Origin of the sequence: Sphingomonas sp. J344 (assembly GCF_024700005.1) — a bacterium.
Lineage (GTDB): Bacteria > Pseudomonadota > Alphaproteobacteria > Sphingomonadales > Sphingomonadaceae > Sphingomonas.
This window is the reverse complement of the sequence record NZ_JAJONB010000001.1, coordinates 1646813-1668707: the sequence shown is the minus strand read 5'-3', so window position 1 is coordinate 1668707 and position 21895 is coordinate 1646813. Positions and strand designations below refer to the sequence as shown.

The following is a 21895-nucleotide window of genomic DNA, read 5'->3' as shown; positions in this document are numbered from 1 at the left end:
CACCAGTTGCCGCTACCCCCACAACCGCGCCGCCGCTGATAATTCGACGAGGACCAATCGATCCAATTACCAGGCGCAAGTTCGGCCGCCACAATGGGAGCTGCCGGTGGAAGCCGTCGACTAATTCCCGCCGAGGTGGTCGCGTTGTCAACGACAGCTCTGAGAGGAGACGCCGTCGCAGCCACGCGACCAGTCGGTCGGTATCGCTGCCAACGTGGACGCTCTAGGCTGCCGGAGAGTCCACATTAGCGGACATGACTAGGCCGAAACCGGGACCGTTCGGGAGGTCGATCTCCCTGATCATACGGCAGGCTCGCACAACGATCCCGCGCTGGCTTAGTAGGCAAGGCGAGAGAAATCGCGGAAAGCGATAGAATGTCGCTATAGGATTAGCATGCCGACCTTTCGCCAACTCGAGTATCTTGTCGCAGTTTCGGATCTGAAACATTTCGGTCGGGCTGCGCAGGCAGCTCACGTTTCGCAGCCCACGTTGAGCCAACAGCTTCGCGCTCTCGAGGAGCGGCTCGGCGTCACGCTGGTCGAACGGGGCCTCGGCAGCGTCGAACTCACACCTGTCGGAAGGGAAATTGCCGATCGCGCCCGGCGTCTCTTGATCGGAATGAAAGACATCCGTGCATTGGCCACGCGCGCCGCTGAAGGCGGGGCGGGAACCATCCGGTTCGGAGTCACGCCCACACTGGGACCTTATCTCATGCCGGCGATCGTCGCTGCCCTCCATCGCGAGCAGCCCGACCTCAGGCTCTATATCCGCGAAGGGATACCGGACGAACAGGCGCTGGAATTGACGCGCGGCCAGATCGACATGCTGCTGGGGCCGCTGCCGATTCAGGGAGACGATCTGGTCATCGAGCCGCTGCTGCGTGAGCAACTGTACCTAGTGGCGCCGCCTGATCACCCGCTTGCGCAGGCATCGCGGGTGACGAAACACGACCTCAAAGGAGCGGAAATCCTCAGCCTGGATCGCCGCCATCACCTCCACCGCACGGTTGCGGACCTTTGCGCCGACTATGAGATGATCCTGCTGCGCGACTATGAAGGCACCAGCTTGGACAGCCTCCGTCAAATGGCCGGCTCTGGGCTTGGCCTCGCGATATTGCCGGAATTCTACATTCGCTCTGAGGTCGGTGGCGGCGCAGGCGTGCGGGTGCTCGATGTCGCCGGCTGGAAGGAGTCGAGGAGCATCGCCGCAGCGTGGCGCTGCGGGGCCGCCTACGGCGATCTGTACCTCATGATCGCTCGCCGTATTCAGAAAGAGGCCTCGCTGCTGACCGCGCCGCCCCTGCGATAGAAAAAACCTTTCGCTGGAGGTCCCTTCAATCGAATGGCTGTCATGCCCGCCGTGCCCTAAGCGAGTGGGTCATTGCCATGCGCGCAATTGGCGTGGCCGGCTTGGTGAAAAGCGGTTTCAGTTCGCTGCATGAGTTTTCAGGGCTAAGGAGCAAAAAATGAAGTTCTTCATCGCATCTGCAACCGCTGTACTACTCACCTTGTCGGCCTGCGACGCCCCGCAGAGTGACAACAATGAAGACGATCGCACGGAACGGGGCTCTCAGGCTGATGAAAATGATGATGACTAGATCCGATTGCGAGGATTCCGGTGGGCCTTAGCACCGGTACGGGCCCAAGAGCATAAAGACTGAAGTGTCTACGGAACAAGCGGAGACCCAGATTGAAGAAGTTCGCTTTTATCCTTGTCTTTCTCCCGCTCGCCGCGTGCGATGTCCAGCAGGCCGCAGAAGATCAGGTCCGCAACGAAATTTCCGAGCGAGCCGCCGCCGCCGAAAACGAGATCCGCTCTCGAGCTAACGAACATCTCAACGCCGTCGCGCCGGAACTCTCTAATAGAATCGACGATGTGCACAATCGTGTAGAGGATGCGCGGCAGCGGCACGACGAATTTCAGAATCAAGCTGGTTACTCGAGGTGAGTTTCAGCCAAATGTCCCAGTATTAATGCTGGACTAAATGGGAATGCATTGAACCGCCGAATGAAGCCAATAGAGACGGCAAGCCGCCGCGTTTGAATGCCTCGTCTTGTCCATTCAAATTCTGCCGCGATGCTTTGCGGTGATCGGTGCCAGGGCTCGAAGTCGAGCTAAGCATCGCGCTGGGAACCGCTGAGGGGGCCCCATCATACCTCATGGTCGCTTACCCTATTCAGAAAGGAAGCCTCGCCGCTCACCTCGCGTCCCGAGCGATAGAGGCAACCTATCGCAGGCGGCCTATTCAATCGAATGGTCGATATGCCCGCCGCGCGCTAAATGAGGGTTGCGGGCCGGGCCCCTCTGGCGGTTGTCTCCCCCTGACAACAGCGATGTCGGACCGCATCGGGTTGGTCCGGTGCAGCTACACGCCCCGTTTCTGCGCCGCGGCCCGCCCGATCGATGCAACGTCGATTGGAGAGAGGCTATGAACGCATTCATGTATAGACTGAGCGTTATCCACCGGAAGCTCGACGACGAGATCCGTCGGGAGCTCAAGCGACGCTTCCCGGACAGCATCAAGCTGCTGCGGCTCAAGAAGCTCCGGCTCGCCGTCAAGGACCGTCTCCACCACGGTTTTCGCGACAAGAGGGTCGGCGCGTGAACACGCCCTACCCGGTGCCGCGCGCCGAAGCACGCGTCGGAGCCCCGTTCGACGAGGGGCTCCGGCGGCACATGCTCGGCATCTACAATCATATGGGATTGGGGCTGGCGATCACCGGCCTGGTCGCCCTCCTGGTCGCGGCCACCCCGGCACTCCATGGCCCGATCTTCGGGACGCCGCTCAAGTGGCTGGCGATCTTCGCTCCGCTCGGCTTCGTCCTCTTCCTGTCGTTCCGGATCGAGCGGATGACAACCGCCTCGGCGCGCACGGCTTTTTACGCCTTTTCGGCGGTCATGGGCATCTCGCTGGCGAGCATCTTCCTCGTCTACACGGGGACCAGCATCGCCCGCACCTTCTTCATCGCCGCGTCGATGTTCTTGGGAATGAGCCTGTGGGGCTATACGACGAAGCGCGACCTCACCCGCTGGACGGTTTTCCTGTTCATGGGCCTCATCGGCGTTGTGAGCGCGAGCATCGTCAATCTGTTCCTGGGATCGTCGACGCTGCAGCTAGTGGTGTCGCTGGTTGGAGTGTTGGTGTTCACCGGCCTTACCGCCTGGGACACGCAGCGGGCGAAGTCGGACTACGTCGCCTATGCGGGAACGCCGCATGCCGACAAGCTCGCCGTCATGGGCGCGCTCTCGCTCTACCTCAACCTCGTCAATCTCTTTCAATTGCTGCTGGCCTTCTTCGGCCAGCGCCAGGAGACCTAAGCCATGCGTAGTCAGGAAGAAGTAAGCGCGATGCTCTGCCCCACCGACAGGACCGCTCTGGTCATGTCCGACCGGCAGGGAATCGAAATCGATTATTGCCCGACCTGTCGGGGCATCTGGCTCGATCGTGGCGAGCTCGACAAGATCATCGAACGCAACGCGGCTGATACGGCGCCGCCACCGCTCCCCCGTGCCGAGGGAGGAAGACAGGCGCCGTACCCCCTCAGCAACGCTACAGCGACGATTACCACGATGATTACCGTCGCGGCGGCTATCGCAAGCGCAAAAAGTCGTTCCTTTCGGAGCTATTCGACTGAACTCATCCCGCCGCCGGCGTCCAGCGTCGGCAGTGGAGCCCATCTTCTCGGATCCGGGACCCTCTGGCGGCTGGCCTCCACCAGCCGCGATGTCGGATCGAACCAGCATCGCGTCAGCACGCGCGGTTTTGATCGGATCTACTCATGGAATTTCTGTTCTTCGACTTTCTTGGCAAGCCCGCGTGGATGTGGCTGACCTTCATCGGCATCGTGATCATTCTGTTGGCGCTCGACCTGGGTGTGCTTCACCGCAAGCAGCGCGAGATCGGCGTCAGCGAGAGCCTGATCCTGTCGGCCATCTATATCGGGCTCAGCCTGGCCTTCGGCGCCTGGGTCTGGTGGTATATGGGGCAAACCGCCGGGATGGCCTACGTCACGGGCTTTGTGATCGAGAAGAGCCTGGCGATGGACAATGTGTTCGTTATCGCCATGATCTTCAGCTACTTCGCCATCCCACGGCTCTACCAGCATCGGGTGCTCTTCTGGGGTATTCTGGGGGTCATCGTGCTGCGCGCGGTGATGATCGGCTTCGGCGCCGCGATGGTCGAGCAGTTCAGCTGGGTCCTCTATGTCTTCGCTGCTTTCCTGATCCTCACCGGCATCAAGATGTGGGTGATGGCGGACAAGCCTTACGACGTCGGGAACGCGGCCGTGCTGAAGTGGGTGCGGCGACGCTTCCGCGTCAGCGACGAGCTACACGGCGAAAGCTTCTGGGTAAGAAAGGTCGATCCAAAGACGGGTCAGCTGGCGTGGTTCATGACCCCCTTGTTTCTCGCATTGATTATGATCGAGTTCGTCGATGTGGTTTTCGCGGTGGACTCGGTGCCGGCGATCTTCGCCATCACCACTGACCCGTTCATCGTTTACACCTCGAACATCTTCGCGATCCTCGGTCTTCGGGCGCTCTATTTCGCGCTCGCGGCGATGGTCGACCGCTTCCACTATCTGAAATACGCGCTGGCCGTCCTGCTGGTGTTCATTGGCTCCAAGATCTTCGTGGCCGATGCTCTCGGCCTGGCCAAAATTCCGCCTGCCGCCTCACTTGGGGTGACCTTCTCGATTCTGCTCGTGGGCGTCGTGTGGTCGCTGTGGAAGACCCGCGCGTCCGCAACCCCATCCTCGACCACCGCTTGATGTCTTCAGGGGAAGATCAACATGACACTCCATAGTATATTGCACCACGCAGCTGCAGAACGCTGCGACCCGCAGCTCGGGGCAACAGGGTACGCGCTTCAGCTTGCGCGCGCATTCGACGCCCGGTTGACGGCATTGGTCTACGAGCTCGACGTGGTGCTTCCGCGCAGCGCCTATGGGCGCCAGATCACGGCCGAGGCCCGGACGACCCTGGCGCAACGCAATTCCGATGCACGAGGGAAAGCCGCGGGTCTGCGTGACGCTGCCGCCGGTATGCAGCTGGAAGCCGAGGTGCTGACGGACCGCTCGTTTGCTTACACTATTCCAGAGGTAGTCGCCGACCGGGCGCGCCTGCATGACCTTACCGTCTGCGGAATAGACGACCACGGCTTGCTCAGTGAGCACGCTATAGCCGACTATGTGCTCTTCCAATCAGGACGTCCACTCATCGTGGTTCCGTCCGATCACTCGGGACCCTTTTCCTGCGAGCGAGTGATCGTCGCCTGGGATTACAGCCGGACCGCAGCGCGCGCCCTTGGCGACGCGATGCCGTTCCTGCGAGCGGCGAAAGAAGTCGCGATCATAACCTTCGGAGACGACAAGGAAATGGCATCAAGTCTCACGCGTGACGGCGTCGTTGCCTCCTTGAAGCACCGCGGTGTGACGGCCTGCTATGAACAGACCGAGCGTGGCGATCTGACCATAGCTCAAGCCATCAATGCCGCCGCCGCCCGTCTGGAAGCGAATCTCCTGGTGATGGGAGGGTATGGGCATTCGCGCTTCCGGGAGTTCGTTCTGGGCGGAGCCACCCGCGGGGTCTTGCAAGCACCGGCGCTGCCTACGTTCCTATCGCACTGATCCTGAAGCGAGCCTTGCGATGCCAGCCAGTTGCCGGCCGGCTCTTGAGAGCCCTCGTTGTTTGACCTGAGCCTCCTGACCTGGGCAGACCTCGTCCCGTTCATCGCGGTGGGATTTGCCGCGCAGATGGTGGACGGCGCCCTCGGCATGGCATTTGGGGTGATCTCGAGCATGCTGCTGATTAGCCTCGGGGTTCCTCCTGCCGCGGCCTCGGCTGGCGTCCATGCGGTGGAAAGCTTCACGACTGCTGCCTCTGGAACCAGTCACATCGCCCACAAGAATGTCGACTGGCGTCTGTTCTTGAGACTCGTCATTCCCGGCGTGATCGGAGGCGTTTTGGGTGCTTATGTTCTCACTCACGTTGATGCGCAGATCGCCCGCCCCTTCGTTCTGGCCTACCTCGCAATTCTGGCCATCTTTCTCGTTTGGAAAGGACTCAGAGCCCCGCCCGCCGATCGCAGGCCACGGTATGTTGCGCCACTTGGGCTGGTCGGCGGCTTTCTAGACGCAGCGGGCGGTGGTGGTTGGGGACCGATCGTGACCAGTAACTTGCTTGTTCAGGGTGCGACGCCGCGCCGGGTGATCGGCACGGTCATCGTCGCCGAGTTCTTTCTGACCGTGACCATATCCGCGACATTCATCGCAACGATGGGCTGGGCCGCATTCACGGCCGCTACGATTGGATTGCTGATCGGCGGAATACTGGCAGCTCCGCTCGGCGGACTGGTGGCGAAGCGCGTCCCGGCCAAGGCGCTACTCGTTGTAATAGGGTTTATTTTGGCCGCAATCAGCCTGTTCGGCATCTGGCAAACGCTCGCCGGATAGCCCTTCGCTGAAGGGCGTCGGTTCGGTTGCTCGTTTGGCAGACGTTCAGAAAACACACACTCGTGGTGAGAGGTGCCAAACCATGAAACCTGGCGGGCACCGTGTTCCGCCACCAATGCTATGCGAGTTCCGCATTTCCCCGCCGCTTTCCGCCTCTACTGCGATTAGGAAATTGGTGCGCCCGGATGGATTCGAACTATCTTTTGATCGTGAGACTATCGAAGTGAGGTTCGTCCGCTTTTGGGATTCTCCCATTCGAGCCTGAACGGCCGAAATTAGGGCGCGTTGCCGACGGGCTGGTTGTGACAAGAGCAGACAGACCGCTGATGGGCCGTCAGTTGACTGTCTGCTTCCGATGCAGCGGCCACCTGAAGCAGACACAAAGACGTCGCTGATGCAGCCTACAAGGAACGTCGCTCAGATCCTTTGCTGAGTGGCTCTTCTCGCGAGTTAGGCCGCCGGCTTCAAAGACCCAAATGCATCATGGAGGGAGCGTTTCGCTTTAGTCTAACAGCGCCCCCCCAAGCCATATTAGGCTTTGCCATCCGGAAGAGCGATCGGCCCGGCAACGCGAGGAACCGTGTCTCCCAATATCTTGTCGAGCCAGGCGATATGCCCCCCGCGCTCGGCGCAGCGCGTAAAGAAGGCACGTTGCTTCGCCCGAGTGAACGCTACGAAGAATGAATTGAGTTCTTCGGTGCGGTTGGGAGTCAGGCTCCACCAGCTTTGATTGTCGAGGCCAAAAAAAATGATGGTGTGAAACTCCATCCCTTTGCTCTTGTGGATCGTCATCAGAGGGACCTGATTCTTCCCTTCGAAGCGATCGAGCGCATCAGGCCACGACTCCGCGTCGGTCAAGCTTTCATCCAAAAGTGCGATAAACCCTTCGCGAACCCGGTCAAAATCGGCTTGTCGCTGATAAGAAGGGTTGGCCTGCCGAATATTCTCCTCCCCGATCATATCGACAATCAAGGTCGTCAGTTCACCACCGTATCCCTTCGCGGCGGCGTTCGCAGCCATGAAGGCGCGGCATGCCTTAGCGACCTCTTCGACCTTCATGCTCAACCTGTTCAGCAACACGTCCTCATCGTCGCTGATCGATTCAAGCGACCGCAACTCATCCTGCGCAGTTGACCATGCTTCGGCATTTTTCTTGGTCGCGCCGAGGCGCAAGCATGGGATCAAAAGCGCGGTCAGATTTTCCGTCAGCAAATCCTGAATGGCTATGTCGCCGACATTGCGGGCCAGGTTACGAATGGTGACGCCCCTATCGGCAAACACTTCGCTAAGTTCAGCTTCGACGGCGTCGGCGTAGTTCCTGACAAGGATGGCGACGTCGTGCGCTTCCACGGTGCCGCTTTCGATCTCTTCGGGCACCCACCCGGCCAATCCCGCTACTTCAGTCTCTTTGTCGGGGTATATCCAAATCGCTGCCACATCGCCGTCAACCTCGCGCTCCGCCCGCGCCTCGACGGGCTCAACATCCGGGTCGATCTGGCTGGCGATGATGTGTTGGATCGCCACAAGGTCTTCATGCGATCTCCAATTGAGAAGCAATGAGATACAACGGGCGTTGTAGTGGGCCGTAAATGCCGCGAAAGCATTGGTCATTGCGCCTGCCCAACCCATGATCTTTTGTTTATCGTCACCCACCGCCGTCAGTTTGGCGGTGGCCGGATCGAACGCTGCGGTGACAATTTCAAACTGGGCAGAGGTCGCGTCCTGAAACTCGTCGAGGAACACAATCGGATAGGTCATCCGAATGGCCCGCCGAATTCTGGAATTCGTGCGTAATAGGTACTCGGCAAGTCGATTTATCATCGCAAAGGTCAAATAGGCGTGTGCACCGCCGTGGTATTGGTCCTGCCAATACGCATCCATGATTTCCTTCTGCCGCGCCGACACTCCCTGAGTAGGGTCGAGCAGCCGACGCATCCCGATCCACTTTGTCAGGGTCTGCGCATTCACGTCGTTGATGTCAGCGCGCTGGAGAAAATCGTTCAAGATTGCGGCCGTCGGAAATGAAATCTCGTAATCGGCGGGTGGTCGAAATTGCGGTGGGAGCGCGTTTCTAAATTGATCCACCAGCCCTTTGGTAAAGGCGTCGAATGTTTGTGAGACGAAGCGCCGCGCTTGATGCTCCGGACATCGTTTTCCAACCCGCTGCGCCAGCGTTTGCGCCGCATCCCGCTTGAAGCTGATCGCCAATATCCGTTTCGGATGTGGACATAGGCCCGTCTGAAGCAAATAGGTCGCCTTCTGCGCAAGGAACTCCGTTTTGCCTGCGCCAGCGCCGGCGGTGACACACACGCTTCGAGCCGTTTCTCGCAAAGCTTCCCACGCGCGGTCCTCCAAGCTCTCGACACCTTGAGGAACCCAATCGTCTGGCTTGATCAAAGTCATCCGAGGACGGACTTTCGGACGTATTTGACCAACTTTATCAGTTCAGGTGGTGCGTCGCTCGCGAGTTCGTCGTTGTCGATTTTGCTCAAAGCGGAGATGTGAATTTCGGGCTTGCTGTTGGAAATGAAGAGATACGGATACCAGAGAAACTCATCGTCCCAATGGTCGTCATAGAGGTCAGGATTGCCGCCCGTTTTAAGGGTTACGGCCTTTTTATCCGCGAGGGCCTGCGCTCCTGTACGGGGCCCGGTCCCGCCCTCATTTTTCATCTGATAAGTTTCGCCGAAGCAAAGAAGCATGCTGAAGTCGAGGTCGATGGGAGACGAGAAAAACACGCCTTCCTCACGCAGCGCCTTTAACCAAACATGAGCCTGATCCTCATCGACCAGTTCCTGATCGTCAATTTCATCGACATCACCGACTTCGATGTCTCCTGATAGGACGAACGAGTTTTCGTCGAGCGTGTTGCCGATTTCTGCCAGTTCTTCGACCACGTAGGCGATCGCGCCCGCGCCGCCGTGCTTCCTGCCCGCATCCAAATCCAGCAATGTTGCATAGGGGATATTGAGATCCGCCAGCAGCCTCCAGAAGTGGCTGACGAAACGTCCGCCCAGAGGCACGATCGGCACGAAAGATCGATCAAGAGGGAACTTCATCGCTTCGGCCAGCCGGGGCAACACGATGGCCTCTGACTCGCCTTCGGCGAGTACGACGAAGCGGGCGAAATACAGTTCCGGAAAAGCCTTTACAGCCAAGCGAACGTATTTGCTGGCGTCGGAGTCTGCTTCCGGCAGCGTTAGCGCCCGGACATCCGATTCCCGGGTTTTCGCCTCCATCCGAGCGTAGCGGACTTCTTCCGGTTCGACGCGGCTCAAGACGCTCGCGCTGTGGCTGGAAATCACCACCTGCGCCCCGTCCAGCTTACCAATGTCGCGCGCCTGCATCATGATGCGCGAGAGGAAAAACGGCGACAGGCTGTTCTCCGGCTCCTCAATCGCCAAGATCGTCAAATAGGTTCTGCGCAGCTTCTCCTGATCGAACACGCTATCGGCAGGTTTTTGGGCGAGAGCGTCGCGTTCGATTTCTAACGTGGCAGCCGTCAGAGCGATGTGGAACAGGGAGCGCTGTCCATCGCTAAGGTCGTCCAAACGCCTCGTCTGGGCTGCTTCGTCAGGGAAGAACACAAACTCGGCGCGACGCACGAGTTGTTCCATTTCATGCTCAACCAGACGCATTAGCGGTTTGGAGTCCGTGTCGCCTTGGTGGACTTCTGCCCACCGCTTTTCCAATCGTTCGGAAATGAACTTGGCGGGCAGTTCCGCATCAAACTGCGTCTGGATGTCGGTGGCCCCCTTTAGCGCGATTTCGGACAGCGCGTTCGACCAACGGGCGGCGCGCCACAGCCGCCCTTTCAGAAGGTTCGTGACCTGATCGAAGGCATTTCGATTAGCAGGCACGTAAACCAGCTGGATGTAGTTTCGCTCGACAGCCTGAACCCGCCGGCACTCTTCCCATGTGAACTCGTCATCGAGGGTCGTAATCCATCGAACCTCGTCTTCCACCGTGCCGTCTGGCGTCGTGTCGTCCGCCCAGGTTGCCTGAAGCCTGATACGGACCTTGAGCGGAGAGTCCTCGTCTCCGGTCGCCATATGCGTGAAAACTTCCGGGACGGTCGCACTGTCCTCGCCATCATCGTCGGCTTCCAGTTCCGGGAAGCCAAGTACGCAATCAATGGAGAGGGTGGCGCCGGATGCCGGGCCTGTGCTGTCCAATGGCACGTGGAAGTCGCTTTTGCGCAACGCGCGGAGCGATGGCGAGATACCGAATAGTTTTGTGAGCGCCGCGAAAATAGCGGTCTTGCCGGACCCATTGTTGCCGACAATGGCTGTTACATCATCCCTGAACTGGATCGTCACCGGCTCCGGACCGAAGCATCGGAAATTCGAGATGGTGACTTGTTCTATTTTCATTGGGCATCCTCCACACGCAAGACAGTATTGGATCGCAGCGGCGTGAGAAAGCCGTGGCCGCCCTGCAACACCCCTCATGAAAAGCGCGGCGCTTGTTGAATCGGAACGAGTCCAAATGCGGATCATGCTGAGAACGTCGAATATCTCCGGTTGCTGGCGATAAACTTCGTTGATTCAAGCTCGCTATGGTGGTGGAGCAAAGCATACAGGTCGCTTGGACCTATAGCGGACGGCAGTTACGCTCCCTCGAAATCCCACCCGCTTCGGCCGAGATAATGCCGGGCGTGGTTTGGGGCTGCGCGACGGAGTTATTCACGCCCGCATTTTGGAAATATCAATCCGCTGGCTTTCAGCTTCGCGTCGACCGCAATTCATTTCGCCTCGGAAACACAATCACAGAGGAGCTGGCAGTCTGCCTCCTCGGAGGATTCGGTATGCCGGCGGAACTCGGTCTAGCGGCCTTTCATCGATTGCGTGACCGCAGCCTTCTGGCGGCTGAGGTACGGCAAGAAGAAATCGAGCGCGCGCTTAGCGAGCCGTTCCATATTGGAAATCGGCAGCGGCGATATCGCTTTCCAAAGCAAAAGGCGCGCTACCTCTGGCATGCTCTGCAAATGACTGGCGCACTCCCTGAAGCTCCCCGGCAACTCCGCGATTTCCTCGTCCGCCTGCCCGGGATAGGACCGAAAACCGCGTCCTGGGTAGTTCGAAATCACTACGCGTGCGACGAAGTTGCGATCCTCGATGTACACATATTGAGAGCCGGTGTAGCGATGGGGCTATTTCTGCCCGGCGCCGATCCCGCGAGGGACTATTTCAAACTTGAAGCCCGCTTCCTTCAATTCTGCGGAGCGATCGGCGAGCCCGCGAGTTTGGTGGACTCGCTTATGTGGGACTATATGCGACGGATCGGTCCAACCGCGATCAATCGGACTCATGTGCAGCGGGAGACCGTTTGCGTCCAATGATGGCCGTCCCAACCGCGAGATAGTTTGAATGGGGCTGCTTCAAGCTCGACAGCAAATCCGCACCAGTGGGCCCCAATGGTGCGAAGCCGCAGCCATAGGCGGCGGCGAATAAGGAGAATGATTGAAGCACCGCACCGGTATCGCGCCAGAGCAGCGTTATCGGATTCTCATACGACTGTTCGGCATGTCGTACGTTCGCCACCAGTAAAAGGAAGTGCCCCGACGCATCGGGAAGCACCCCCCGCAGCGGGGTCAGCGCTTCGTTGAGGCGTTCGGCGTTCTCGACCTCGATTGTTCCAAACACGTCGTGGGTGTCGCAATAGAGGATTGGCAGCTCTACCCCCGGGCCTGAAACGATCAGGACTTCGATCGACTGTAATGCTCCGGCGGAAAGCGACACCTTGCGAGCCCGGCCCGAATTTCCCCCAATGCCAAGTTGCCGCACCTGCATCACCTCGCGAACGAGCGCAAAGGTTTCATCTAGATCGAGCGACGATATTTCGCGGATCGTTCGGCGGCCTAACGCCACATCGAGAAAGCCGCTTTTCGGGGCGAACTCCGTCCTCGGCATGTCGTAGATCGAAGTCATCGGCCAGGGGTCCTTCGGCCGAGTTCGATTGGAATGCTTTGGGACGGGGTCAATGTGGGAGTCCAAAGACCTCTCCCATGACTTCGAAGTGCTTTCGGCATCCGCGGCAGAATCCGCACGCAATATCGCTGATATGGCAGGACAGCGACCATCCAAGGACTTCCAACGGCGTTTCCGAAATCCGCACCAGTTCCCCCGCTGTGAGATGTATTGCGGGCGTTGTGACCTGTAGCGCGCCTTCCTGTTGGCCGATCAGCTCGTTGACGGCTGCAAAAAAGGAAGGGGTTCCGTCCGCGTGGAATCCATCGCTACGGAGTGCGCCGACCATCAGCTCCGTTACACCGAGCTGATGGCATTTCATGGCCGCAACGGTGACTAGGAACTGATTTCGGTACGGCCACCATTCGCTTGCGGGTGCGCTTTCGGAGGCTGGCGTTCCCGCTAAGTCGCCGCTGCCGAGCGAAGCGATATTAGCTTCAACCACCACATGCTCGATTCCGAGCGCGTCAGCTACCGCCTTGGCCGCCCGAACTTCTCCTGCGGCAGGCCTCTGTCCGTAATCTATCGTCACTGCATATGCGGGTCGTTGCCAGTAGGCGATGCAGGTCGAATCCATCCCGCCGGACAGAAGGACCGCTTTGGTCATGCTCGCCACGCAAGCAGATGCAGGGCGCTGATGAAGTCCTCATGGATGGTACATCCCGCCCCGGCAGGAAGCTTTGTGTCGTTTGAGCGCATGTTCTGAGCAACGCAGAAAACCGGCTTACCAAGCGCGACAGCGTAGCCGACTTCGAACAGTGTGCCTGGGCTGCTCCCATTGATAATGGCTAGCACTGCGTCACAATCTCGGATTGCTTGAAGATCCTGCTCGACCACGGCTTCAGCGGGTCCGTGGCCGATATCGTGAACGGGACTGAATACCTCCATACCCCAACCGGCCAGCACCTTTCGCGCTTCATTGATAATCACGCGCTGCCCCAGCTCGCGAAACGGCCCGGCCAGATACACCTTGCCGCCCGCGAGGCGGATGGGCTCGTGCGAGCCCGCCAAGGTTTCAGAGATCGGAGCGATCGGAAGGGTTTCGGACTCCACATAGGCGGCGACGCTTCGTGAAGCGTAGTCGGCGGCCTCGACAGGAGTCATGTTCTCCTTGCCCCACGCAAGCGCAAACGCTGCTACGAACACGTCGCCCGAACCCACTGTGAATACGCTCGAGGCTCGATACGCTGGGACGGTCCCTTCCAGGCCATCACGCGTGAATATGCGCGCGCCATCAAGCCCACATTTTGCGATCACAACCTCGGCGCTTTCCTCTTTGAGAAGATGCATTGCACCCTGATCGACCTGCATTCGCGTCAGCAGCCGGATTTCCGCCGCGTTTGCGACAATGGCGAGCCGATCGGCAGTCGAACCCGATTGCCGGAAACCCTTCGGGCTTATTGGCGACTGGGGATCGTAGACGCAGATGTCAGCCCTCACCGTCGGAGAGCATTCGAGCATCCCGAATTGCAAAACCAGCCCGCCATCCAAATGGAACGACGGTTGAGCCATGATCTCAGACAGCCGTGGATGAATTAATGGCTCGGCCAGAGAATGTAGATATTCGAAGCTGATGAACTGGTCGCCGCCATGACGGACGACATCGACTCCGTAGGCTTCGAAATTGGGGATTACGCGCTCGGCTGCGAGGTCGGGCAGCACCGTGTGAAGTGTCACGGCGTCGAAGTACGGAGCTAACGCAACAGCCGCCCGGCCAGCGGAGCCGAACACCTGCCTCCTGATCGGAAACGCGCATTCTTCTCCGTAGACTCCGCCGACAACAGAGAGCGCGGTCATGCCGGTTTGATCTCGATTTCGACCTTTGCCCCGCTGATCGACAGAACCTCGGCCTGATAGGCAAATTTCTCCTTCAGGCATTCGATCATATCGACGAGCCTGAGTGAGGTTACGGCGCCCACGACTGCGCCCGCGACCGTTTTGACCACAACCCGGTTACGAGGCGCCGTTTCCAGCTCGACCAACAGGATGTCGCCAGCCTTGAGCGTCGCAACCACCGAAGCGACGGCCGAAGCTATGACAGTCTTCTCATAGATCGCACACTTATCCGGACCCCCACCGCCGCCGCCTTCTCCAGCACTGCCACCTTGTGAAGTTCCGCTTTGACGCCAATCATCAAAGCCGGAACTTGTATCTCCTCCCCCGACATAGGCAGTTCTCCAAGTGATTATTGGAGGTACGATTTCGCGCTCATTTGCAATTGCGTCAATCTCGTCTGTTTCAAAGAGGTGTGTATACATCTCCCTATTCACACCCAGCCGCGCCAGACGGCAGGTTTGATATCAGCACGACAATAGCGCGCCCATCCGTGCGCCGATGGTCGCACGAATTTCTAGATCCGGCGAAGGTTTGCGGCCTTGAGGCTCTGCTCGAGCAAATGCACTAGCTGTTAGGAGCTGACGGGTGGCCGCCCGTCATGGCTATAGCATTCCTTGACCAGGCGTCGAGCGAATGGCGGCTTTTGGCAGTCCTCAAGGTCACCTCAAATGACCGATATTAGGGCGCAAAGCCGTCGTCACTCATGGCACTTTGGCGAAAATGCCATGAGTGACGACCGCTTTGCGCCCCATTATCCGTCGTTCAGCAGGGCCGCGAGCTTTCCTAAAAGCCGTCGTTCGTCCCGATGCCGCGAGAGCGGTGGTTTTGGTGTCCTGCCACACCTGTTGGGAATGGATCGCGCGATGCACCCGATTGTGGAGCATCGATCTGGAAAGAGCCGCAGTTCGCACCGCGGCCCTAATCTCATTTTCCTTTATCTCTTTCTTTAGCGCAGCAGGGGCAGTCCTTATCGCAGCAGTCGCTCATGTTCATTGCCAGCCTCCCAATTGAAGGGGAGATAGTACCTTTCCGGCCCATATCTGCAAGTCTGCTATCCCTTGTAGCGACAAGGCCTGGTCGCAAAACCGCGATTTGATCCGGCCCTCGCCGATTGGCAGGCCGCGTGAGCTAACGAATAGGAAGCTGTCCATCGGCGCGCAGGCCGAACGGCTCAGGGCTACGCACTTCGGTGCCGGACGTCGGTATGGAACGTGGCTATTCGGCAATGCGGCCGATACTTCTAACGTGTGGCCACGCCCGATGAGGGACACATTGGCAGTTCGCGTATTTATATGGCCGGTGGAGGGGGAAAATGATGAATACAGGACTGTTGATCGCAATGACGCTGGCGCTTGTCGGCTTGAGCAAGACACCACTCGCAATCGCCACAACCGCTGAGGACATCGCCGCCGTCCAACCACCAATCGCGACGGTGGACAGGTTTCACTTAGCGTTGGCTGAGGGGAGAGTCGAAGCCGCGCTCAGGCTGCTGAGCGACGATGTGCTGATCTACGAGTCCGGTCGGGCAGAGCGCAGCAAGGCGGAATATGCGAACCATCATCTTAAAGCGGACGCCGAGTTCGCGGGCGCGACCCAACGCAAGCTGGTGAAGCGTACGTTCTGGATCGGAGCCGAGTCCGCCTGGGTCACCAGCGAAACCGAGACGACCGGCACTTTGAAGGGGAAAACGCTTGCCCTTACCGGCACGGAGACGATGATCCTGCGTCGAACGGCTGGCGTGTGGAAGATCGTCCATATTCACTGGTCATCGGCGACCAAGCGCTAGTCGGGTGATAGCGTTCCAAGGAGCGCAACCACCAGCACCGCAGTGATGCCGAGCGCTAATTCGAGCAACAGGCTGATGCGGATCGCGCGCATGTCGCGACCGGCGGCATGTTCGAGTTGCGGGGTGAAGCGCCAGCGATTTGCCGCCGCGAATGCGAGCATCGCCAGGAACAGGGCGATCTTGACCGCCAGCGTCTGGCCATAGTCGCTCGCGATCAACTGCACGGGACGGGCGAGATCGGCGATCAAGGCGAGGTTGATCACGCCGGTCACAATCAGCACACCGACGACTGCCGTGCCTGTGTTCGCGAAGTGGCGCAATGCCGGGACGATCTCGTCGATCGCGGGCTCGCGCCGCCCGATTGCAACGAGCAGAAGGACCAGCGTACCGATCCAGATGGCGGCCGCGATCAGGTGGAAGATGTCGGACGCCTTATGCAGGACGCCCGTCGCACCCTCGCCAGCCCCCGCATGGCCAGACCAGGCGAGGCTCGCGAGCGCAACTACGCCCAGCATTGTTGGCAGCAGGGGGGAACGTTCGGATCGCGCTAGCACGGTAAGCACAAGCAGCGCGCCCAAGGCCAGAAGTCGGACCACCGCCCCTTTTCCGTGGCTCGTTTCGAGCGCGATGAAGCGCAGCATTTCGGTATCGAGAAGGGCTTCATCACCGCCGACCATGGCTGCGGCGCTTGCCGCGAAATGCGCGGCAGTGACCACCACGCCAATGGCAGCGAGCAAGGCGATCAAACGCGGCGACACCGCGGCCGGCGCGGTTCGCTGCGCGCACAGGAGCAACCCGGCGATTGCCATCAGATCGAGGTAGAGGAGAAAGCGCAGCGCGACTGCCACGCCTTCCCCCGCTATTACCCCGATCATGTCAGCCGATGGTGAAGCTGTGCGTGCCGGTGATCCGATGCGTGTCGCCGCCGACGACGTGCCAATCGACCCGATAGGTGCCAGCCGGGAGCGGCTTGGCCGAGGTCAGCACGATCGAGCTGCCATCGCTGCCGACGGCCGAGTTGACGCCCGTCATCTTCATGTCGGGGTGGTCGGCCATTCCCGGCATGCCGGTCATGGTCAGCGTCGCTCCCGACAGCTTCGGCGTCAGCCGCTCGCTGAACTTCAGGACGATGCGCGCGGCGGTCTTGACCGTCGCATTCGCCGCCGGGCTCGCGGACAGCAGCTTGGGATGGGCCAGCGCGATGCCCGGCACCGCGAGCAGCGAGAAGATCGCTGCTGCGAACATGGATTTCGAAAGGAAGCGCATGAACTACTCCAGTTGGTTCGATGCATGATACGTGCAGGCACATCGCACCCCTCGAAATTTCGAGGGCACACGCCCATACGCACGTAGTGAGGGGCGGAGACGAAAAAGATGGCAACCGAAATCGACTATACCGCCCACATGGCGCAGACGCGCTGGTCCGAGCATCCCGGCCTCGACGGCATCGAGGAACGTATCATCGCAGGCATCGATGCGCGCAGTTCCGACGCGGTGGGGCCGCGCATGACCGTAATGCTTGCGACGGGCGCGTTGTTGATCGGCGCAGTCTTTGGAGGCGTGCCCGGCCAGCGCGCGGTGGCCGCAACGCCGCATGGATTGGTTGAGCCGGGGCCGCTGGCGCCGTCCACGCTGTTGCTGGGCAGCGCGGCCGAATGATCCGCCGTCGCGCCGGACTCGCGTTGATTGCGTTTGTTGCTGCGCTGTGCGGCGCGCTGGTCGCGCATTTTCTGATCCCTGACCCCGTCAAACCCTCGGTCGATATTCACGCCGTGCTCCACGAACGGCTGAACCTTGACGCCGAGCAGGCGAAAAAGCTGGAGGTTCTGGAGCGCGATTTCGCGGAGCAGCGACGGTCGCTCGAGGCGCGGATGCGCGCAGACAATCGTCGGCTCGCCGCCGCAATCCAGGCGGAGCACCGCAACGGCCCTGCGGTCGAGGCGGCGATCGACGCCACACACATGACGATGGGCGAGCTTCAAAAAGCGACCGTCGCGCATGTCTTCGCTATGCGCGCGTTGCTGCGGGACGACCAGGTCGGGGTGTTCGATGAGGCTGTGACCAAGGCGCTTGTCGAAGCGCCCAAGTGAGCGTCGGCGACGATGGCAGCGATGCCGCTTTGGTGTCGCGAACGCTGGCAGGGGACCAGCGCGCGTTCGCCATTCTGGTCGGGCGCTACAAACGCTATCTCTACGCCATCATCGTCCGGCTGGTTGGCGATCCCGACGAAGCGCTCGACCTGGTTCAGGAGGCGTTCGTGTCGGCGCATGCCGCGCTTCGGCGTTATGATCCCGATCGCCCGCTGCGGGGTTGGCTCGCGCGGATCGCGCTCAACAAGGCGCGGGACTGGCGGCGCAAGGAGCGCGTGCGCGCGGCGCTTCGGGCACTGCTGCCGATCGGCGAGGGTCAGAATGTCGCCGATGACGCTGCCTTGCCCGATCGCCAACTGGCCGACCGCAGCGAACTGACCAGCATCGAACGGAGGATAGCGGGAATGCCCGCGCGCTTGCGAGAAGTGCTGCTGCTGCGGACGATCGACGAACTGACCCAGGCGCAGGTCGCCGAACTGCTCGGAATCAGCGAGAAAGCGGTCGAGACGCGGTTATACCGCGCGCGCCGCTATCTGCTCGATGCAGGGTGATCCGACGGATCGTTCAGCTTCGCGATGATCGGGCATTCCGGCCGATCGTCCCCCGCGCAATGCGACGCAAGATCCCTCAGCGTGTCGGCCATAGCCTGCAAAGAGTTAATCTTGGCCTGAAGCTTGCCGATGTGGCCCGCCGCCATTGCCTTCACATCGGCGCTCTTGCGTTCGCGATCGCGCCACAGGCCCAACAGTTCGGAAATCTCCGCGACCGAGAATCCCAGGTCGCGCGCGCGCCCGATGAACCGTAGCTCGTGGACATTGGCATCCGAATAGTCGCGATAGCCAGAATCGCGGCGATCCGCGGGCGGGATGAGCCCGATCTCTTCATAATAGCGGATCATCTTTGCCGAGATTCCCGTTAACCGCGCCGCCGTGCCTATATTCATGTCTGTCCGCCCGCTGATACCGACGCAAAAAATATAGCGGCACCGGCTTGACCTTCCAATGGTTGGAAGGATTATTGGCCCATCACGTTGGGGTTGGAAGCGACCCTGACTCCGCAAATTCAAGGAGTTCGACGTGGCACGCACCGTAAAGACCGCAGAATTGTTTCGTATGGTGATGCCCAAGCACACCTGTCCCTACGGCCTGAAGGCACTCGATCTGCTCCGGCGCGAAGGCTTTTCGGTCGATGACCATCACCTGACGACGCGATCCGAAACCGATGCGTTCAAGGTAGAGCATGGGGTGGCGACCACGCCGCAGGTCTTCATCGATGGACGGCGCATTGGCGGCTATGACGATCTGCGCCGCTATCTGGGCAAGCGCGTCCGCGACAAGGACGCGGTGACCTATGTCCCGGTCATCGCGCTGTTCGGCGTCGCCGCCGCGATGGCGCTTTCGGCCAGCTGGGCAATCGAACAGAGCCTGTTTACGGTTCGCGCGGCCGAGTGGTTCATCGCTTTTGCCATGTGTCTGCTCGCCCTTCAGAAGCTCAAGGATGTCGAGAGTTTCGCGACGATGTTCCTCAACTACGACCTGCTGGCCAAGCGGTGGGTGCCCTATGGCCGCATCTATCCCTTTGCTGAGCTTGCCGCCGGCATTTTGATGGTCACCGGGACGATGATGTGGCTTTCGGTGCCCATCGCATTGTTCATCGGCACGATCGGCGCGGTATCCGTGTTCTATGCCGTCTATATCGAGCGGCGGGAGCTCAAATGCGCCTGCGTCGGCGGCGACAGCAAGGTTCCGCTGGGTTTCGTCTCGCTGACCGAGAATGTGATGATGGTCGCGATGGCGGTGTGGATGGTGGCAAAACCATCGCTGCTTGCCACGCACTGAGCCCACAGCATGCATCGCCGTGAGGGATGACCCGCATCGGCGCGTAGTCAGGTGCAATTCAACGGAGCTTTAACAAGCCATGGTTCGAACAATGGATCGACGACAGCTGCTCGGCGGCGTCGGGATGGGGGGCGCTGCCCTTGCGCTTTCGCAATGGATGCCGGCATGGGCGCGCAGCAATTCTCCCGGTCTGGTTGCTGACCTCAAGACGGTGTCCGGCGAAGACATCCGGCTGCGCATTGCGCACCAGATGATCCATCTCGACGGCCGCCACGGCCATGCGATCGGGATCAACGGCACCGTGCCGGGGCCGCTGATCCGGTTGCGCGAGGGGCAGAATGTCCGGCTTCATGTCGAAAACGCTCTGGACGAAGACAGCTCGATTCATTGGCACGGCCTGATCCTCCCCTTTCACATGGACGGGGTGCCGGGGGTCAGCTTTCCTGGGATCAAGCCACGCACCACCTTTACCTACGAGTTCCCGATCGTTCAGGCAGGCACCTACTGGTATCACAGCCATTCGGGGTTGCAGGAGCAGATGGGCCATTACGGCCCGATCGTGATCGATCCCGAAGGCGATGATCCGATCCAGTCCGATCGCGAGCATGTGATCGTGCTGTCCGACTACAGCTTCATGCATCCGCACCGGATCTTCCAGAAGCTCAAGCAGATGGGCGGTTACTTCAACCACCAGAAGCTGACCGCGACCGACGGCGAAGCGATGTCGGCCGCCGAGCGGATGGCCTGGGGCAAGATGCGGATGGACCCGACCGATATTTCTGACGTCACCGGCGCGACATACACTTACCTCGTCAACGGCCATGGCCCGAAAGAGAACTGGACCGGCCTGTTTCGACCGGGCGAGCGGGTGCGGCTGCGCATCGTCAATGCGTCGGCGATGACGACATTCAACCTGCGCATTCCGGGGCTGAAGCTCAGCATCGTGCAGGCGGACGGAATGAATGTGCGCCCCGTTGCGGTCGACGAGTTCCAGATCGCGGTCGCAGAAACCTATGACGTGATCGTCGAGCCGAGCGAGGACCGCGCCTACACCTTCGTCGCCGAGACGGTTGATCGCTCGGGAATGGGGGTCGCGACGCTGGCACCTCGGCCCGGCATGCGCGCACCGGTGCCACCGCTGCGCAAGCGACCGCTGGCGACGATGAAGGATATGGGAATGGGTGGCATGGGCGGTCATGGCGCTGCCGCCTGCACGCCTGAGCATGCGGCCATGGGCCATTGCACGATGCCAAGCGGCGACGGCGCGGAACACAGCGCTGGCACCGCGATGAAGCATTCGATGCGCGATTTCTCGGTCGCGCCTGACGTTGCCAAGACGCCGACGGTCCAGTCGATCTCGCCGATGCCAGTCGATCGGATGGGCGAACCTGGACAGGGGCTGGACGATGTCGGCCATCGCGTTCTCAATTATCGTGATCTGGTCGCGCTCGATCGAAACCCCGACATTCGCGGCCCTGAGCGCGAAGTGCGCATCCACCTGACCGGCAATATGGAACGCTATATGTGGGCATTCGATGGCGAGAAGCTGTCCGAGGTTGGCGCCCCGATCCCGTTCACCGAAGGCGAACGCGTCCGGGTCACCCTGGTCAACGACACGATGATGACCCACCCGATCCATCTGCACGGACATTTCTTCGAGCTGGTGACGGGGCATGGCGACCATTCGCCGCGCAAGCACACCGTCAACGTTCAGCCTGGCGGCACCGCTGCCTTCGACTTCACCGCCGACGCAGTGGGCGACTGGGCGTTCCACTGCCACATGCTCTATCACATGCATGCCGGGATGATGCAGGTCGTGACCGTGCGCCCGCAGGAGGACGCGGCATGATCGGCAGCCTACTTCTCGCCGGGACCGGCTTTGTTTCTGCCATGGGTCTTGCGCCCGCCGGACAGACGATGCCG

General features: G+C 60.2%; 24 protein-coding genes and 1 pseudogene. 15 read left to right on the top strand and 10 right to left on the bottom strand.

Going from position 1 to position 21895, the window contains the following annotated elements; all coding sequences use genetic code 11:
- Nucleotides 1-394 precede the first annotated feature (394 nt).
- Nucleotides 395-1309, top strand: a complete 915-nt coding sequence (locus LRS12_RS08585) for a hydrogen peroxide-inducible genes activator (protein WP_257844212.1) — start codon at nt 395-397, stop codon at nt 1307-1309.
- A 157-nt stretch (nt 1310-1466) separates the two neighbouring features.
- Complete coding sequence (locus LRS12_RS08580) at nt 1467-1598, top strand: hypothetical protein (RefSeq protein ID WP_257844210.1); 132 nt, start codon at nt 1467-1469, stop codon at nt 1596-1598.
- Nucleotides 1599-1666: 68 nt separating this feature from the next.
- Here LRS12_RS08580 and LRS12_RS08575 read toward each other — a convergent pair whose 3' ends face one another.
- Nucleotides 1667-1930 carry a hypothetical protein gene (locus tag LRS12_RS08575; protein WP_257844208.1) on the bottom strand — a complete coding sequence of 88 codons (264 nt, stop codon included), beginning with the start codon at nt 1928-1930 and terminating at the stop codon, nt 1667-1669.
- Nucleotides 1931-2429: 499 nt separating this feature from the next.
- On the opposite strand from LRS12_RS08575, the gene LRS12_RS08570 reads away from it, so the two are divergent.
- The 6 genes and pseudogenes from LRS12_RS08570 (at nt 2430) to LRS12_RS08545 (ending at nt 6453) form a co-directional block, all read left to right on the top strand.
- Nucleotides 2430-2606 carry a DUF465 domain-containing protein gene (locus LRS12_RS08570; protein WP_257844207.1) on the top strand — a complete coding sequence of 59 codons (177 nt, stop codon included), beginning with the start codon at nt 2430-2432 and terminating at the stop codon, nt 2604-2606.
- A gap of 71 nt (nt 2607-2677) precedes the next feature.
- Nucleotides 2678-3319, top strand: coding sequence for a Bax inhibitor-1/YccA family protein (locus tag LRS12_RS08565; protein ID WP_257845471.1), 642 nt, complete (start codon nt 2678-2680; stop codon nt 3317-3319).
- A gap of 3 nt (nt 3320-3322) precedes the next feature.
- Nucleotides 3323-3636, top strand: a pseudogene (locus LRS12_RS08560) (zf-TFIIB domain-containing protein).
- A 144-nt stretch (nt 3637-3780) separates the two neighbouring features.
- Entirely contained in the window at nt 3781-4770 is a 990-nt protein-coding gene (locus LRS12_RS08555; protein WP_308222991.1) for a TerC family protein, read from the top strand.
- A 39-nt stretch (nt 4771-4809) separates the two neighbouring features.
- Nucleotides 4810-5628 carry a universal stress protein gene (locus LRS12_RS08550; RefSeq protein WP_257844205.1) on the top strand — a complete coding sequence of 273 codons (819 nt, stop codon included), beginning with the start codon at nt 4810-4812 and terminating at the stop codon, nt 5626-5628.
- A gap of 57 nt (nt 5629-5685) precedes the next feature.
- Nucleotides 5686-6453 (top strand): sulfite exporter TauE/SafE family protein, encoded by a 768-nt coding sequence (locus tag LRS12_RS08545; protein ID WP_257844204.1) that lies wholly within the window; start codon nt 5686-5688, stop codon nt 6451-6453.
- Nucleotides 6454-6984: 531 nt separating this feature from the next.
- Here the strand turns inward: LRS12_RS08545 and LRS12_RS08540 are convergent.
- Together LRS12_RS08540 and LRS12_RS08535 are read right to left on the bottom strand one after the other, a co-directional pair.
- Nucleotides 6985-8856, bottom strand: coding sequence for a UvrD-helicase domain-containing protein (locus tag LRS12_RS08540; protein WP_257844202.1), 1872 nt, complete (start codon nt 8854-8856; stop codon nt 6985-6987).
- Nucleotides 8853-10826, bottom strand: a complete 1974-nt coding sequence (locus LRS12_RS08535) for an ATP-dependent endonuclease (protein WP_257844200.1) — start codon at nt 10824-10826, stop codon at nt 8853-8855. Before LRS12_RS08535 ends, LRS12_RS08540 begins: the two co-directional genes overlap by 4 nt.
- 185 nt (nt 10827-11011) lie before the next feature.
- On the opposite strand from LRS12_RS08535, the gene LRS12_RS20330 reads away from it, so the two are divergent.
- Nucleotides 11012-11794: a hypothetical protein gene (locus LRS12_RS20330; RefSeq protein ID WP_374580614.1), complete on the top strand. Its 783-nt coding sequence runs from the start codon at nt 11012-11014 to the stop codon at nt 11792-11794.
- Here LRS12_RS20330 and LRS12_RS08525 read toward each other — a convergent pair.
- From LRS12_RS08525 to LRS12_RS08510, 4 genes are read right to left on the bottom strand one after another with little or no spacing between them, the layout of a single operon-like run.
- Complete coding sequence (locus LRS12_RS08525; protein ID WP_257844198.1) at nt 11751-12383, bottom strand: hypothetical protein; 633 nt, start codon at nt 12381-12383, stop codon at nt 11751-11753. The two genes, LRS12_RS20330 and LRS12_RS08525, sit on opposite strands and share 44 nt — an antisense overlap.
- A gap of 49 nt (nt 12384-12432) precedes the next feature.
- Entirely contained in the window at nt 12433-13029 is a 597-nt protein-coding gene (locus tag LRS12_RS08520) for a 7-cyano-7-deazaguanine synthase (RefSeq protein WP_257844197.1), read from the bottom strand.
- The gene (locus LRS12_RS08515; protein ID WP_257844196.1) at nt 13026-14219 is read right to left on the bottom strand and encodes a PfkB family carbohydrate kinase; all 1194 of its coding nucleotides are present in this window, start codon (nt 14217-14219) and stop codon (nt 13026-13028) included. The genes LRS12_RS08520 and LRS12_RS08515 overlap by 4 nt, the downstream gene beginning before the upstream one ends.
- Complete coding sequence (locus tag LRS12_RS08510) at nt 14216-14680, bottom strand: hypothetical protein (RefSeq protein ID WP_257844195.1); 465 nt, start codon at nt 14678-14680, stop codon at nt 14216-14218. The genes LRS12_RS08515 and LRS12_RS08510 overlap by 4 nt, the downstream gene beginning before the upstream one ends.
- A 917-nt stretch (nt 14681-15597) precedes the next feature.
- On the opposite strand from LRS12_RS08510, the gene LRS12_RS08505 reads away from it, so the two are divergent.
- Complete coding sequence (locus tag LRS12_RS08505; RefSeq protein ID WP_257842949.1) at nt 15598-16044, top strand: nuclear transport factor 2 family protein; 447 nt, start codon at nt 15598-15600, stop codon at nt 16042-16044.
- Here the strand turns inward: LRS12_RS08505 and copD are convergent.
- Nucleotides 16041-16892, bottom strand: coding sequence for a copper homeostasis membrane protein CopD (gene copD / locus LRS12_RS08500; RefSeq protein WP_257844194.1), 852 nt, complete (start codon nt 16890-16892; stop codon nt 16041-16043). The genes LRS12_RS08505 and copD overlap by 4 nt on opposite strands.
- Nucleotides 16893-16920: 28 nt before the next feature.
- Complete coding sequence (copC, locus tag LRS12_RS08495) at nt 16921-17310, bottom strand: copper homeostasis periplasmic binding protein CopC (protein WP_257842946.1); 390 nt, start codon at nt 17308-17310, stop codon at nt 16921-16923.
- A gap of 108 nt (nt 17311-17418) precedes the next feature.
- Between copC and LRS12_RS08490 the strand changes: the two genes are divergently transcribed.
- Genes LRS12_RS08490 through LRS12_RS08480 form a run of 3 tightly spaced genes read left to right on the top strand, consistent with a single transcriptional unit; the run spans nt 17419 to nt 18685 of the window.
- Nucleotides 17419-17703: a hypothetical protein gene (locus LRS12_RS08490; RefSeq protein WP_257842945.1), complete on the top strand. Its 285-nt coding sequence runs from the start codon at nt 17419-17421 to the stop codon at nt 17701-17703.
- On the top strand, nt 17700-18134 hold the full coding sequence (locus tag LRS12_RS08485) for a periplasmic heavy metal sensor (RefSeq protein WP_257842944.1): 435 nt from the start codon (nt 17700-17702) through the stop codon (nt 18132-18134). Before LRS12_RS08490 ends, LRS12_RS08485 begins: the two co-directional genes overlap by 4 nt.
- Entirely contained in the window at nt 18131-18685 is a 555-nt protein-coding gene (locus LRS12_RS08480) for an RNA polymerase sigma factor (protein WP_257842943.1), read from the top strand. The genes LRS12_RS08485 and LRS12_RS08480 overlap by 4 nt, the downstream gene beginning before the upstream one ends.
- Here the strand turns inward: LRS12_RS08480 and cueR are convergent.
- Nucleotides 18664-19077: a Cu(I)-responsive transcriptional regulator gene (gene cueR / locus LRS12_RS08475; RefSeq protein ID WP_257842942.1), complete on the bottom strand. Its 414-nt coding sequence runs from the start codon at nt 19075-19077 to the stop codon at nt 18664-18666. The genes LRS12_RS08480 and cueR overlap by 22 nt on opposite strands.
- A 169-nt stretch (nt 19078-19246) precedes the next feature.
- On the opposite strand from cueR, the gene LRS12_RS08470 reads away from it, so the two are divergent.
- Entirely contained in the window at nt 19247-19972 is a 726-nt protein-coding gene (locus LRS12_RS08470; protein ID WP_257845404.1) for a glutaredoxin, read from the top strand.
- Between the two features lie 79 nt (nt 19973-20051).
- Nucleotides 20052-21821: a copper resistance system multicopper oxidase gene (locus LRS12_RS08465; protein ID WP_257842941.1), complete on the top strand. Its 1770-nt coding sequence runs from the start codon at nt 20052-20054 to the stop codon at nt 21819-21821.
- Nucleotides 21822-21895 lie beyond the last annotated feature (74 nt).